Source organism: Secundilactobacillus angelensis (genome assembly GCF_012641075.1).
GTDB lineage: Bacteria > Bacillota > Bacilli > Lactobacillales > Lactobacillaceae > Secundilactobacillus > Secundilactobacillus angelensis.
In genome coordinates this window covers 21,516-35,987 of sequence record NZ_JAAXLJ010000009.1, presented here as the reverse complement: position 1 = coordinate 35,987, position 14,472 = coordinate 21,516, and the positions used below count along the sequence as shown (strand labels likewise).

Below are 14,472 nucleotides of genomic sequence, written 5' to 3'. Positions count from 1 at the left end.
TTTAGTTATGGCATATGATCCAAGTAAAGATATTAAATGGGGTATTGCTCCAATTGGTTGGCGTAATGATGACATTCCTTCAATCGGTAAAGATAATAATTTACAGCAATTATTAAGTGATATTGTAGTAGCAGGATTTCAAGGTACCGAAGTTGGTGGCTTTTTCCCAGGCCCTGATAAGTTAAACTATGAACTTAAGCTTCGTAATTTACAGATTGCCGGTCAGTGGTTTAGTAGCTTCATTCTGCGCGACGGTATTGACAAAGCTAGTGAAGCATTCGAAAAACATTGCCAATTTTTGAAAGCGGTTCACGCTCCAGTGGCAGTTGTTTCTGAACAAACCCATACAATTCAACAATCTGACTCGAAGAATATTTTCACTGACAAGTATCACATGAACGACGAAGAGTGGGATAAGGTTTGCGAAGGTCTTAATCACTATGGTGACATTGCAGCTAAGTATGGTATCAAGGTAGCTTATCATCATCATATGGGTACTGTTATTCAGACTAAGGAAGAAACCGACCGCTTAATGGCAAACACTGATCCTAAGAAGGTTGGTTTATTGTATGATACAGGTCATATTGCTGTTTCCGATGGTGACTACATGAGCTTATTAAAAGCACATATTGATCGTGTTGTGCATGTTCACTTTAAGGATGTCCGTTTTGATAAGGAAAAGGACAGCCGTGAAAGAGGCTTGACATTCCAAGGTTCATTCTTAAATGGTATGTTTACGGTTCCAGGTGATGGTAATCTTGACTTTAAGCCAGTTTACAAAGAATTAATTGACCATGGTTATAAAGGATGGATTGTTGTCGAAGCCGAACAAGATCCTGACAAGGCAAATCCTTTGGAATATGCTTTGAAAGCTAAAAAGTATATCGATCAAGAATTATTGGGTAAAAACTAAAAAAAGAAAGAGGTATGCATTATGGCTGAAACACATGTAACAAAAGTAGGTATTGTTGGTATTGGTTTTATTGGTTCAGATCATCTGCATCGTTTATCAAAGGTCGTTGCAAACGTTGATGTCACAGCAGTCTGTGATATTGTGCCAGGTAAGGCACAGAAGCAACTTGATAAATTAGGATTAAAAGCAAAAGATTATTCTGATTATCATGATCTTGTTAATGATCCAGATGTAGAAGTGGTTGTATGTACTGCAAGCAATGAGGCACACTATGAAATCGTGATGGCTGCATTAGCTGCAGGGAAATTCACATTCTGTGAAAAGCCATTAGCACTTGATGCACAACAATGTTTGGATATCATTGACTCTGAAAAGAAGCTTGGTCGTCGTATGCTACAAGTTGGATTCATGCGTCACTATGCTCCTGAATATGTACAAATGAAGAAAATGATTGATGATGGTGTTATTGGTAATCCATTAATGATTGATGAACGTCATTATAACCAGACTCAACCTGAGGAATACGATACATCTCGTTCAATTATTGAAACTGCTATTCATGAAATTGATTTGGATCACTGGTTGATTAACGATGATTATAAGAACATTCGGGTATTTGCTGCTAAGCAAACACGCCATGCTCAGAATAAAGATATCATGGATCCAATGATTGTTATGATGGAGACTAAGACGGGAATTAATATCAGTATTGAAGTCTTTGTTCGTTGTCAGTATGGTTATGATATTAAGTGCGATGTCATCGGTGAAGAAGGGGTACTTGAACTGCCAACTGTGCCACAAGTTGCTACGCGTTTGAATGCTCAATATAGCACAGCTATTTTAACCGATTGGAAGGCACGCTTTGAAAGTGCTTATGATATTGAATTCCGTGATTTTATTAATCATGTTTCAAAGAATGAATCACCAGTTGGTCCTTCATCTTGGGATGGATATATTGCAGCTGTTACCGCTGATGCAGCGCTGAAGTCTATTGATCAAAAAGGTGAAACACAAAATCTTGACTTCCCAGAAACGCCTGCATTTTACGCAGCAAAATAGTTGGTTAGTTTCTTAAGATGATGTAGATTATGCAGGTCTTCCTTCCAATTAGATAGGGCCTGCAAATAGCAATTATTTAAAATAGTTATTCTATATCATTGAATATTCGGAGGTGAAAATGATGCAGAATTCAGATGTAAAATCAAAAAATGAGCATAGCGGATATCTGACATTAGTTTCTTGGATTACCGGTATGGGTTCCCTACTATTTGGATATAACACAGCAGTTGTCAATGGTGCTTTAGGATTTATGGCTAAGCCTAGTCAATTAGGGTTGTCGCCATGGGCCCAAGGTGTTGTATCCAGTGGTTTGACCTTAGGTGCCGCTTTTGGTGCAGTTTTTGGTGGACCAATTAGTGATAAAATTGGTCGTAAAAAAATGTTAATTTGGTTAGGTGTAATATTCACAATCTTTGGTGTTGGTTGTGGTCTTGCACCCAACACTGGGACACTTATTACTTTTCGATTTATTTTAGGCCTAGCAGTTGGTGCTGCTTCAGGTACGGTTCCGGTTTATCTTGCTGAAATCGCTCCTGCTGCCCGCCGTGGGCGAATGGTTTCAATGAACCAATTTTTGATTGTCTTCGGTCAATTCTTAGTGTTTGGTATTAATGCTTTGCTGGGTAACTTGTTTGGTAGCAATGCAGGGATCTGGAGAGTTATGGTTTCCTTAGCAAGTATTCCAGGTATTGCCCTTTGGATTGGTATGTATGCTATGCCAGAAAGCCCTCGTTGGTTAACCTCGAAGAATAAGTTTGCCGAGGCTTTAAAGGTGCTTTATAGAATTCGTAGCAAGGCGCAGGCTGAACTAGAACTTGAAGAGATTAAAGCTAATAACAAAAAGGAAGAAGAAGAACAAGAACAAGCAGCTTCCTTTAGAGACTTTAAACAGAATTGGATTATTCAAATTTGTATTACTGGTGGAATGCTGGGTGTTATTCAGCAATTTGCTGGGATTAACTCAATCATGTATTATGGTTCCCAAGTTCTTGTCAATGCAGGGTTCGGTTCCAATGCTGCCCTTATTGCGAATGTTGCCAATGGTGTCTTTTCATGTATTGGTGCCATTGTAGGTATGTACACTGTTGACAAACTTGGTCGAAAGAAGCTTGAATTAACAGGTTTGATTTTCTGTGGAATAGCGTTAGTCACAGTTGGTCTTATTAAAACATATGCTGGTACAGCATCATGGACACCATATGCTATTATGATCATTATTCTGGTTTATATCGTTATTGATCAGGGTACTCTTGGACCTGTTACTTGGTTGTTGAACTCAGAAATCTTTCCTAACCGGTATCGTGGATTGGGTACAGGAATTACAATCTTCACATTATGGATTGCAAACTTCTTTGTTGGATTACTCTTCCCACCTCTGATGGCGGCCATTGGGCTAGCAAATGTCTTTTACATTTTTGCTGCTTGCTGTCTACTGGGGGCATGGTTTGTTGTTGTCCGTGTTCCTGAAACCAAGGGTGTAAATCTGGAGGATATTGAATCATTCTTCCGTTCTCGCTATGATAAGAACTACACTGGCGAGTCAAAGATTTAATAAAGGTTTTCCCAATTTAAGGAGTTTTCAAAGCTATGTAAATCTTTCTTAGATTGTTGTTAAAGCCCTTAACATCGTTTGCGGTACGGAATGGATACGGTTCTCCTTTGAAAGTGAGTATTCAGATACGGTACTGAATTCTCTTATTCAGAAGCGCGTTAATTTTCTTAATTAGAGAATTGACGCGCTTTTTTGATGCTTTTGCCAAAAGTTAAATATTTGCGCTCGTAAATTGAAAGGTTGGTATTTTTGTCATGACAAAAAAATTAAAAATGGGATTAATTGGTGTTGGTCGTCAAGGATCAAATCATTATAACAACTTATTATCAATTAATCAGGTTGATTTACAATACATTTGTGACTTGAAAGTTGATCAATCTTGGAAAGAAAAATACAGTAATATACCACACGTGGTTAAAGATTATCATGAAATCTTAGAGGATCCATCTATTGACGCTGTTTTAATTGCAACCTCAACTGATGCGCATGCACAGGTTGTTTTAGATGCTGCAAAAGCAAAAAAACATATTTTTTGCGAAAAGCCATTTAGTTTAACTGTTTCAGATGGAGAGATTGCTAATATCTTGAGAACGGTTAAAGAAAATAATGTTAAATTACAAATGGGCTTTAACCGGCGGATGGATCCTCAATTCAGAGATATCTATAAGCAAATCCAAGATGGAAATATAGGGACCCCTCAAGTTGTCAAAACAACATCCAGAGATCCATTTGTATTGAAGAAGGAATTGATACAACGTATTGGGACTCTTCCATATGATTTTACAATTCATGACTTGGATTTGGCGCGCTACATGATGGGTTCAAACATTAAAGAGATTTATGCAAAGGGTGGAACTCTAATTGACCCAACGTTAAAGTCGATAGGCGACGTTGATACTATCGCACTAGTTTTGGAGTTTGAAAATGGCGCATTTGGTTTAATTGATAACTCACGGCAAGCTGTTTTTGGTTATGATCAGCGGCTTGAGGTGTTTGGGTCTGAAGGTATGCTGAAGGCCGAAAATGTTTCTAAATCAACTGTGGAACTGTATAATTCAACATCTGAGTCCAAGAAAAATCCTTTGCCTATATTTAATGAACGTTACCACGAAGCTTATGTTGACGAAGTGAAGAGTTTTATTAATTCAGTACAAAACGATGCTCCCGTGGTAGCTGATGGTGTTGATGCGGTATTTGCACAACGAGCAGCTATTGCGACGGACGAATCAATTAAAACAGGGAAACCGGTAAAGCTTGATACTGAGTTTGAAGTATAGGCACAATCACACAGCCTAAACCGGATAAATAAGGGGGGAGATATTCAGATGCTTTCAGTTTTTTTGGTATCAATGAATAGTGTGTTGATTATTATCACCATAATTGTTATTGGGATCATAATTAGAAATATGCATATTGTCAGTGACCAATTCTCAACCGATATTTCCAATGTACTCATTGATGTTGCATTACCGCTTTCTATAATGCTCTTAACTCAGCGTTATGTGACAAAGAACAATTTCAAAATATTGACAGTTGGTACCATACTGATTATGGTGGCTATATTAATATGCTTTTTTATCGCATATTTAATTAGTCGTGGATTGAAATTAGACAAGAGCAGACGGAGCATTTTTATAAATGGTTTTGTAAATTCAAACACACTTTTTGTTGGAATGCCTTTGAATATTGCCCTTTTTGGCATTAAAAGTATGCCATATTTTCTGTGTTATTTTGTTGCCAATACAATAGCTACTTGGGGCATTGGTGTAAAGATAGTTTACAAGGATGGTCCACAAAATAGAAGCACAAGCTCGAGAAAACCTTTAAAACGATTAGTCAATTTATTTACGCCACCCATGTGGGGGTTTATTTTAGGGCTTATCTTCTTTGCAACCAGTTTTGAAGTCACAGGTTTTTTGAAGGAATCTTTTTCTTATATTGGAAATCTAGTGACGCCTCTTTCGCTGATGTTCTTAGGACTGCAATTAGGCAAAACAAAATTTTCGGAAATGAAGGTCGAACGCTTAGATTTAATGGCTCAGTTTGGTAAATTCGTTGTTTCACCGTTTGTGATGTTGCTGGTAATTGTAGCGGCACAACGAATGCAAATAGTCTCTCTGGGTTCAATATTCATTAAGACTATGGTGGTTCAGGCTGCAACACCCATGCTTAACGTGCTTCCTATACTGGCGGACCAGGCTAAGATGGATATACCATTCTCTACTCGTATCTTAACTGAAAGTATATTGATTTTTCCAGTAGCAGTTGTAGTCATAATGTTGTTAGTTTAATTTAAAACTTTTTTGCATTCGAGAGTCGAATATTTTGTTTATGTGGATAAGTAGTGGATGCAACGTTCCTGGTGGGTCTGATAATCGGTTAGTTAAACTTATTGGCTACGTTTCTATTGTGGAAACGTAGCTTTTTGTTTTCAGTTATTAAACGAATCAAACACAGATGTCAAGGGGGGCAGAAAATGCTCATACTGATATTTTCTGACCCCCTTGACTTTTAGTACTTTGCACGGTGAAAAAGGTCAAAAGGTAACCAGGTAAAGGTCCAAAATTTTAAATATCCCATAGTAGTTAGACAAGAAATCTAACTATTATGGGATATTTTATGTTAAACGGCAGACCACTAGACCTTTTTGAAATTAAATTTATTAACAGTTGCATTACTATATAGAAGACGAAATTTTTGTGGTGTATCACGCATCTCATCTTTAAATACCTTTGAAAAATAATGTACAGAACTAAAACCAACTTTGTCCGAAATATCCGTAATTGACATCTTAGTAGTTTTAATAAGATCAGCGGCGTCATTAATTCTTACCTGTTTTATATAATTATTGCACGTATAAGATTCATACTTTTGAAACAGTCTGAAAACCTGCCTTTTAGATATAAAGAAATGATCAGCAATTGATTCTATGGATAATTTTTTTTCAATATTTTCACGAATATATTTTTTGATTTTATTTAATAATTCAGTTTGTTCAGTAATCGCCACCAACATTTGACTGGTTTCACGTGTACTATTGGAACGATCTAACACTAATTGAATTAAGCTTTTAGCCAGTTGAATTACCGACAAGGGTTCCTCACTATTAGATTCTTGAAAAATCAATGCTGTATAAATAAGTGATTGCCACGTTAATACTAATGGGTCCTTACTCGACAAATTAATAACTGGTTCACCTAATTTAACTTGAACCTCATCCGAAGAAAATGCAAAATAGATCATTTCAAGTCCGCTTTTGCTAACTATCTGGTGGATTTGTCCTGGCTTGGTGACAATTAATGAATTTTTCTTCAAAATAAATTCTTCACCGTTCTCAATATATTGGCCGTCACCTTTAGTGATTAAAGTAATCTCAAAAAAGGCATGTGAATGTGGTTTGGTGCCAAAATGTTGGTCAAAAGCTCCCCAATAAGAAATATCAAAACGATTCCCGTTTAATTCAACGGCCGTCACCAGTTTATTAAGAATAACCTTTGCTGAAACTATTTCGCTATAAAACATATTGTCACCTCCACGCATAAAAACTCTAACCTAATTCAAGTGACTTTGCCCCTTATAGCTGTGGTCATATTTAGCTCGGAAAAATGTCTCAATTTTTTCAAGTTCCACACCTTTTGTTTCTGGAACACGCGCCTTTACAAAAAAGATACCTAAGACACAACAAGCGGCAAAAATATAAAATGAGTTCGCCAACCCAAGATATTCTAGCATCGTTGGAAAACACAAACCAACAATAAAGTTTGCGAACCATAAGGTAAATATTGCGATGCCGGTTCCTAAACCACGATATCTCGACGGAAAAATTTCAGAAATAATAATCCATGTAACTGCACCCACTGTCCCTTGGAAAAAGATAATGTAGACTAAAACAATCAGCATGACGGCAATTCCTATCCACGATAATCCGCTCAGAAAAGTTTTTATTAATCCCACCGATACTAAGCACGTAGCACACACAATTAATCCACAGTATTCCAAAAATTTACGCCCCAATTTGTCAACTGTGTACATTCCAATAATAGCACCCAACACTGAAAAGACACCATTTGCAACATTTGAGATTAATGCAGCTTGAGCTCTAAAGCCGCTTGCCTCTAAAATTTTAGTGCCATAATACATCACTGAATTGATACCGGCGAATTGCTGAATCACGCCTAACATACCACCTGTGATACAAATTTGAATAATCCATGGTTTTTTAAAATCTCGCCAAGAGGCTTTAGCATTTTGCTGTTCTTGCTTCGTGACTGTTTTTATCTCATTAATTTCCGACTCTGCTTGTGCTTTACTTCTAATCTTGTACAAAACTTGCAAAGCGTCTGCAAAACGATTCTTTGACGTTAACCAACGAGGGCTCTCTGGCATTGCATACATGCCAATCCACAATGCAATTCCAGGAACACTAGCAAGCGAAATCATTACCCTCCAAATACCTGCATTATTTCCAAATAAATTACCCAATATAGCATTAACTACGAAAACTAAGAATTGCCCGAACACAATTAGTAGTTGATTCATAGCAACCATTTTGCCACGTTTTTTAGTCGGTGAAATTTCGGCTAAATACACTGGTACAGTGCCTGAAGCCGCGCCCACAGCTAAACCTAATATAAATCGACTTATGATCATAACTGTCGTGTTGGGGGCGAACCCACAAATTAATGCAAAAACTGTAAAAATAACGCCCAAGAAAGTCAAAGTCTTTTTCCGTCCAACTCTATCACTGATTGGGCCACCGAAGACGGCACCAAAAGCAGCTCCTAGCGTTAATCCGCTTGAAACCACTCCTTGGGCCCAAGAACTTAAACCTAACTGACTTGGTTTAGACATAAAGTCCAGTGACCCGTTCACAACAGACGTATTATAACCAAAAGACAGCGCTCCCATTCCAGTAATCCATGAAACCAAAGTCAAATACTTGCGTTGATTATGCTGCGTATGAACCACTTTTGGATTATCCACAACATCCACCGCCTGTTAAAGTTTCCACGTAAGCGCAAAACCTCGTTGAATGGAACTTGATGTATATTCAGAGACTAAGCCCTTAAATTCGGTTGTTTATTCTTTTGTAAATTAATTTACAGGTTCATTATAACCAGTTATCTAAATTATGAAAGCGCTTTTAAAATCTTCATTTTGTACCACAAAAATAAGTGCTATTCCTAATTCCCCATTAAATCAGCGATACCAAGCGTATATTGATGGTTTGGTTACTATTTATTTAAAACTCTGTGGCACTTTTTTGTAAATTTCAGTCTTTTTATTGCAAACATGGGAGCGGTTTCATGTGCTACATTGAACATGTGTTCATGATTAACATTTTGGGAGGTAATGAAATTGAAATTAGCATACGATCCATCTATGTTTCGTGATAATACCTCATTTCACGATATGATAGAAAAAACTGCACGTCTTGGTTATAAATATATTGAGTTGTCGCCTCGGCAGGACTTCATTTGGTTTTATCAATACCCCAAGGTAAATTCAACTATGATTAAACAGGTCAAACATTGGCTTAGTGATGCTGGTGTTTCCTTATCATCGGTATTGCCAGTTCAACAGTGGTCATCACCTAATGAACAAGAACGTCAATCAGCCGTTCGCAATATGCGACGTACCATTGAAATCACCTCTGAATTGGGAGTTGATACACTTAATACCGAATTTTCCGGTGACAAATATAACTCTGTAACTTCAGAAGGTCAGTGGTATAAGTCTATGGAAGAACTCGTCCCTGACTTCGAGAGAAACCACATTAAACTTGAAATTCAGGCCCACCCTAATGACTTTATTGAAACCAGCGAAGAGGCAGCCAAATTGATCCGATCACTGGATCTTGACTGGGTTTCTCAGGTTTGGTGTTCAGCTCATGCTTTTTATTCGGACAAAGGTGTTGGAGACGTTCGTAAACAAATTTTAGGTATGAAAGATACCTTAACCCATGTCTTAATTGCAGACACCATGAATTACGCTAGTAACTTTGGCCTGCGTTACATTATTAATCCTCCTGCAGCACCTGTAACCATTCATCAACACCTAAATCCAGGAGAAGGTGAGGTCGATTTTGAAGCCATGTACCGCACTTTGAACGAAATTGGGTTTGACGGAATTGTCACCAATAATGTATTTGCCTGGCCCGATAAAGTAGAATGGTCGAATGAGAAAACGCTACCAACCATCAAAAAGGGGTTAAACATAGACTGATTTGAGCCTAAATGTATTTACAAGGAGGTTTTGCAAATGATGAAACTATCATTAGTGACAGACGTTTTAAAAGACTTAAGTTACACTGAGATGCTTGATACTGTTCAGAAAAAATATGGTCTGAATGCAGTCGAAATTTCGGCCGGTGGCTGGCAACCTACTCCACATATCGATCGTGAGGCTCTTTTAAAAGATAATGGAAAAGTGAAAGCATTCAAGAAAGAGCTCGAAGCTCGTGGTATGGAGCTAGCTGCATTAAACTGCTCAGGTAATCCCTTAGCGCCTGGTGAACTTGGGGAATTACACACAAAAACAATTCGGGAAACCATCTTACTGGCAGAAAAATTGGGCGTTAAAAAGATCGTCACAATGAGCGGTCTTCCCGCGGGTGGGCCTCACGACACTATACCTAACTGGATTTGCTCCACAATTTCGTGGCCAGATTATATGCCTGAAGCTCTCAGGTATCAATGGGAGGATGTGGCAATTCCGTGGTGGAAAGACACCGGCAAGCTAGCGAAAGAACACGGCGTTGAAAAGATTGCGTTGGAGGCGTTTCCAAGCCAATTGGTTTATAATCCGCGTACTTTGTTGAAGTTACGGAGGGCCGCTGGTGATACGATCGGTATTAATTTAGACCCCTCACACTTTTTCGTCATGGGTATTGATCCAATTTCGACAATTCGAGATTTAAAGGGTGCCATTTATCATGTCCATGGTAAAGATGCACGAATCGAAAAGGATCTAGCTAAGGTCAATGGTTTAATGGAAACTAAACCAGTCACTGATTCCTACAATCGTACTTGGAATTACGTCGGTGTCGGCTGTGGACATGATCTGCAATATTGGCGTGAATTTTTCTCTGTTCTAGGGATGGCAGGTTATAATAACGACTTTGTTTCGCTAGAAATGGAAGACCTCACTATGAGCGTAGACGCAGGTCTTAGAACTTCAATTGACACACTAAAAAATTCAATCATTAAATAATTAACAATCTTAGAAGGGGTGTTACAAATGACTTTAAATGTTGGAATTATCGGTTTAGGTGCAATGGGATCAGATCATGCAAAGCGAATTGCAGAAAGAACCTCTGGCGTAAAACTAGCTGGTGTCGCAGATTTAAAACCAGAATTAGTTGAAAAATATTCAAAAAAATATGGTGCAAAGGCTTTTGAGAGTGGAGCAGCTTTAGTTGCATCACCAGATATTGATGCTGTTATGGTTGTTACTTCTCCTGATGATCAACATTCTCAATTTGTATTGCAGGCAATTGAGGCTGGAAAGTACGTTTTTTGTGAAAAACCATTGATGCCGACGGTTGCTGAATGCCAAAAAATTATTGATGCGGAATTGAACCACGGAAAACGATTAGTCCAGGTAGGTTTCATGCGTCGTTATGGCGAAGGCTACATTGAAATGAAAAAGGCGATTGATTCTCGTAAATATGGTGAACCTTTGCTGGTACACGCTACTCATCGTAACTACGAGGTTCCAACTTCTTATGACACAACAATGTCTGTATCCAATACAGCTGTCCACGAAGCTGATTTATTGCATTGGTTACTCGGAGAAGATTATGAATCAGGTATCACCTTTTTACCTAAAAAACAAACCAAATACACTCATGACAACCTTCACGATCCACAAATCGTAATGTTAGATACTAAATCTGGCGTGCACATTGACTTAGAGGTCTTTGTTAACAATCACATGGGGTACGATATCAACTGTGAAATTGTTTGTGAAGAAGGTACTATTGCTCTCAAAACACCTACCAACATGTCTGTGAAGACTAAATTTCAGCATGAAGATCCAATTCCTGAAGAATTTACAGAGCGGTTTAAAGATGCCTATGATAATGAAATTCAGCAATGGGCAAATGGTGTACAAAAAAATCAAATCACTGGTCCAAGCTCTTGGGATGGTTTAGTTGCGATGGTGACCTGTGATGCCCTTGGTAAATCTAGAGACGAGGGGGGAGTTCGCGAGCCTATCACCCTGCCTGAAAAGCCCGCACTATATAAGGACTAAGTTATAAACACTGATTAATATTTATATACAAATGTTTAATTCTCAAAGGTTTAAATAATGGGATGCCACAGATTATCAAATCTTGGTATCCTTTTTCTTTGGATATCGTTTTATAACCAATGATGATCATCAGAATACAAGTTATAGAGTCTACGAGAGACATCAAATTATGACTAGGCCTTACTTGTTGCATCATTACGATAGGGAAATCAAATATCCTGAAGAATTTTTTACCTCCTTACACACAAAAGTACGCAAAATCTCAAAAAAACTTATGTTGCCATCAAAATTGTAGTATTCTAGACCCTGATATAATTAGAGGGTGACTAATATGAGAAAGTATCGATTACAGACCATTATATTTGTGCTGGTTGCATTTATGTTAGGTTGCAATGAGTTTATGGTTATTGGGATTTTGTCAGACATTGCTTTACATCTTCACGTTTCAGTTGCGCTAACGGGGTATTTGGTGACGATTTTTGCGACTGTATACGCTGTTAGCACGCCGTTTATTACAATATTAACTAGTAAATATAGTCGGTATAAGACACTTTTGGTATTAATGGTGATTTTTTTGATTGGTAATACCTTAAGTGGTTTTGCTACAAATTACGGGTGGATGTTATTATCAAGAATAATTTCTGCTTCAGTCGCAGGTTCAATTATTTCGCTGATTATGACTTTTACGACAGCTATCGCACCCATTGAAAAACGAGCCAGCCTAGTTTCATGGGTTTTTGCAGGATTTAGTATTGCTTCTGTTTTTGGAGTCCCAATTGGAACTATGATTAGTACGAATTATGGGTGGCAATACGCTTTTTTTGCTGTTTCAGGGATCACCATCATCACTTTTTTTCTTCTAATATGGCTACTACCAAAACATGTTGAACAGGTCCAAGGGTCAATTAAAGGGCAATTGAGTTTATTGAAGGATAATCGAATTTATCTGGGTATTCTTTTGGTGCTTTTCACTGCAGCAACTATGTATGGGTATTACACCTATATTCGGCCATTGCTAACTACCGTCCTTGGATTCAGTAATGACTATCTTAATATGATACTTTTTGCTATTGGTATTATGAATATTATCAGTAATCGCTGGTCAGGTGCTGTCAGTGAGCACAATGGCTTACGGGCTATGCCAAAGTACTACGTTGCCGATATTATACTATTGCTGTCATTCCCACTAGCACTTGCTACGAAAGCTTCTGGATTACTCGTTTTGCTGATTTTATCCCTTATTGTGACTTTGGTTAACTCCCCAATTCAAATCCATTTTCTAAATACGGCTGAACGAGAATATCCACAGTCTCTTGTTTTAGCCTCTTCTCTCAATTCAATTTTCTTTAACTTTGGTATTTCGCTAGGATCTGCTACTTCATCGATTCTAGCTGGTGCGATTGGTTTGAAAAATATTGGGTTAGGTTCGGCATTTTTTGCTATTCTTGCACTGGTGCTGATTATCGCACTCAATCAGGCAATTAAGGCACATCAGCAGACAAGAAAAGTACGCTAGTTTTACTAAAAGCTGAACATCAGTTTTGAGGGTCATTAGGTCGCTATTTCTTAACTCTTTTGTTATATCAACGTAATAATATATTTAGAAACACAGCTTACGAAATTTGCTAGGAGTCATTTCAATTTCTTTATCAAAAGTTTTATTTAAATGTGATGAATCATGAAATCCGCACATAGGTGCAATCTCAGAAATACTAAGATCCGGTCGACTGGTTAGCAGTTGTTGTGCATGTGATAGTCGTACTAACATTAGATAGTGGTGAATACTTGTGGATGTATAAGTCTTGAATTCTTTTGACAATCGTGTTGCACTAATATTTAGTTTACGACACAATTCTTCGATTGTGACACTATCATTGTAATGAGTGTCTAAGTACGCAATAGCTCGTTTTATTATTTCAGGTGTCTGATGTAATATTGAACGATCTAGTTCTGTGATGTCGGTAGCTGTCATGTTAATAAGAATTTCATAAAGCAGTTCGGAGTAATGTAAGTCGTTTCCTGTAAATTCGTTCTTGGAAAGCAAGTTCATTAATTGAATGAAAAGGTTTGTTAAGTGGTTTGTACTTGTAAAAAGATGTTGTTGATTTTGAGTGAGATAGTCATACAGGGTTTGAACTTGCACGCCATTAAAATGAAAAAACATAAATCGGCAATTTGATTCTGCGTGATATTGGTTCCGTTTTCTGCAATCCATCAATACAATAGAATTCTCAGATGCAGTAAAACGTTGATTATTATCGAAGGTAAAGTATAATTTGCCTTTTTCAATCAGAAAAAGGATATAAGAATTCATATAGTGACGATCGATATGATAAGTATAATTGACTTCATATTCAGCGCCCCAGAGAGGGTATAGGTATAGCTCTTTTGCAGTATTTGAGGGGTTATTGAAAAAAAGCCCCTGCAGTGTAGTTTTGCCTTCTTCATTTTTCGGTATGTATGCAGAATAGTCTTCCATGGTTGTCACCTCTATAAATTCATATTATCACAAAATATCGAATTCTACTGTAATATTAATAAGATATTAGGGAAGTGTTATTTTACAAGCACCAATAATACCTTCGTATAAAAAGAGCTTATGAAACCGTTATTATTAGTTATATTATTTAAAATATACATTAATAATAAATATACAAAGTGTTGTTTTTTACAAATAATTGGAACTTTTGTA

General features: G+C 37.4%; 12 protein-coding genes. 9 read left to right on the top strand and 3 right to left on the bottom strand.

Going from position 1 to position 14,472, the window contains the following annotated elements:
• Positions 1-7 precede the first annotated feature (7 nt).
• The 5 genes from iolE (at position 8) to HC026_RS06590 (ending at position 5,815) form a co-directional block, all read left to right on the top strand.
• On the top strand, positions 8-913 hold the full coding sequence (gene iolE, locus HC026_RS06610) for a myo-inosose-2 dehydratase (RefSeq protein ID WP_168925205.1): 906 nt from the start codon (positions 8-10) through the stop codon (positions 911-913).
• 21 nt (positions 914-934) lie between these two features.
• Positions 935-1,972, top strand: coding sequence for a Gfo/Idh/MocA family protein (locus HC026_RS06605; RefSeq protein ID WP_168925204.1), 1,038 nt, complete (start codon positions 935-937; stop codon positions 1,970-1,972).
• Positions 1,973-2,090: 118 nt separating this feature from the next.
• On the top strand, positions 2,091-3,524 hold the full coding sequence (locus tag HC026_RS06600) for a sugar porter family MFS transporter (RefSeq protein WP_232843665.1): 1,434 nt from the start codon (positions 2,091-2,093) through the stop codon (positions 3,522-3,524).
• A gap of 254 nt (positions 3,525-3,778) precedes the next feature.
• On the top strand, positions 3,779-4,801 hold the full coding sequence (gene iolG, locus HC026_RS06595; RefSeq protein ID WP_168925203.1) for an inositol 2-dehydrogenase: 1,023 nt from the start codon (positions 3,779-3,781) through the stop codon (positions 4,799-4,801).
• 48 nt (positions 4,802-4,849) lie between these two features.
• On the top strand, positions 4,850-5,815 hold the full coding sequence (locus tag HC026_RS06590) for an AEC family transporter (protein ID WP_168925202.1): 966 nt from the start codon (positions 4,850-4,852) through the stop codon (positions 5,813-5,815).
• A 346-nt stretch (positions 5,816-6,161) separates the two neighbouring features.
• On the opposite strand, the gene HC026_RS06585 is transcribed toward HC026_RS06590, so the two are convergent.
• Together HC026_RS06585 and HC026_RS06580 are read right to left on the bottom strand one after the other, a co-directional pair.
• Positions 6,162-7,046: a helix-turn-helix domain-containing protein gene (locus HC026_RS06585; protein ID WP_168925201.1), complete on the bottom strand. Its 885-nt coding sequence runs from the start codon at positions 7,044-7,046 to the stop codon at positions 6,162-6,164.
• A 30-nt stretch (positions 7,047-7,076) separates the two neighbouring features.
• The gene (locus HC026_RS06580) at positions 7,077-8,507 is read right to left on the bottom strand and encodes a sugar porter family MFS transporter (protein WP_240890975.1); all 1,431 of its coding nucleotides are present in this window, start codon (positions 8,505-8,507) and stop codon (positions 7,077-7,079) included.
• Between the two features lie 375 nt (positions 8,508-8,882).
• Here HC026_RS06580 and HC026_RS06575 point away from each other — a divergent pair, with 375 nt between their 5' ends.
• The 4 genes from HC026_RS06575 to HC026_RS06560 all read left to right on the top strand — a co-directional run bounded on the left by HC026_RS06575 (position 8,883) and on the right by HC026_RS06560 (position 13,296).
• Complete coding sequence (locus HC026_RS06575; RefSeq protein WP_168925200.1) at positions 8,883-9,749, top strand: sugar phosphate isomerase/epimerase family protein; 867 nt, start codon at positions 8,883-8,885, stop codon at positions 9,747-9,749.
• Between the two features lie 36 nt (positions 9,750-9,785).
• Complete coding sequence (locus HC026_RS06570) at positions 9,786-10,736, top strand: sugar phosphate isomerase/epimerase family protein (RefSeq protein ID WP_232843663.1); 951 nt, start codon at positions 9,786-9,788, stop codon at positions 10,734-10,736.
• 27 nt (positions 10,737-10,763) lie between these two features.
• Positions 10,764-11,780 carry a Gfo/Idh/MocA family protein gene (locus HC026_RS06565; RefSeq protein ID WP_168925199.1) on the top strand — a complete coding sequence of 339 codons (1,017 nt, stop codon included), beginning with the start codon at positions 10,764-10,766 and terminating at the stop codon, positions 11,778-11,780.
• A gap of 331 nt (positions 11,781-12,111) precedes the next feature.
• A complete protein-coding gene (locus HC026_RS06560) occupies positions 12,112-13,296 on the top strand; it encodes an MFS transporter (RefSeq protein ID WP_168925198.1) in 1,185 nt (394 codons plus the stop codon).
• A gap of 84 nt (positions 13,297-13,380) precedes the next feature.
• On the opposite strand, the gene HC026_RS06555 is transcribed toward HC026_RS06560, so the two are convergent.
• Positions 13,381-14,259, bottom strand: coding sequence for a helix-turn-helix transcriptional regulator (locus tag HC026_RS06555; RefSeq protein ID WP_168925197.1), 879 nt, complete (start codon positions 14,257-14,259; stop codon positions 13,381-13,383).
• Positions 14,260-14,472: the final 213 nt, after the last annotated feature.

What these genes read in the sequence shown, in the direction of transcription:
- HC026_RS06585 (WP_168925201.1), bottom strand. Translation starts at nt 7,046, where the DNA reads ATGTTTTATAGCGAAATAGTTTCAGCAAAGGTTATTCTTAATAAACTG.
- HC026_RS06605 (WP_168925204.1), top strand. Translation starts at nt 935, where the DNA reads ATGGCTGAAACACATGTAACAAAAGTAGGTATTGTTGGTATTGGTTTT.
- iolE (WP_168925205.1), top strand. Translation starts at nt 8, where the DNA reads ATGGCATATGATCCAAGTAAAGATATTAAATGGGGTATTGCTCCAATT.
- HC026_RS06565 (WP_168925199.1), top strand. Translation starts at nt 10,764, where the DNA reads ATGACTTTAAATGTTGGAATTATCGGTTTAGGTGCAATGGGATCAGAT.
- iolG (WP_168925203.1), top strand. Translation starts at nt 3,779, where the DNA reads ATGACAAAAAAATTAAAAATGGGATTAATTGGTGTTGGTCGTCAAGGA.
- HC026_RS06570 (WP_232843663.1), top strand. Translation starts at nt 9,786, where the DNA reads ATGATGAAACTATCATTAGTGACAGACGTTTTAAAAGACTTAAGTTAC.
- HC026_RS06600 (WP_232843665.1), top strand. Translation starts at nt 2,091, where the DNA reads ATGATGCAGAATTCAGATGTAAAATCAAAAAATGAGCATAGCGGATAT.
- HC026_RS06590 (WP_168925202.1), top strand. Translation starts at nt 4,850, where the DNA reads ATGCTTTCAGTTTTTTTGGTATCAATGAATAGTGTGTTGATTATTATC.
- HC026_RS06560 (WP_168925198.1), top strand. Translation starts at nt 12,112, where the DNA reads ATGAGAAAGTATCGATTACAGACCATTATATTTGTGCTGGTTGCATTT.
- HC026_RS06555 (WP_168925197.1), bottom strand. Translation starts at nt 14,259, where the DNA reads ATGGAAGACTATTCTGCATACATACCGAAAAATGAAGAAGGCAAAACT.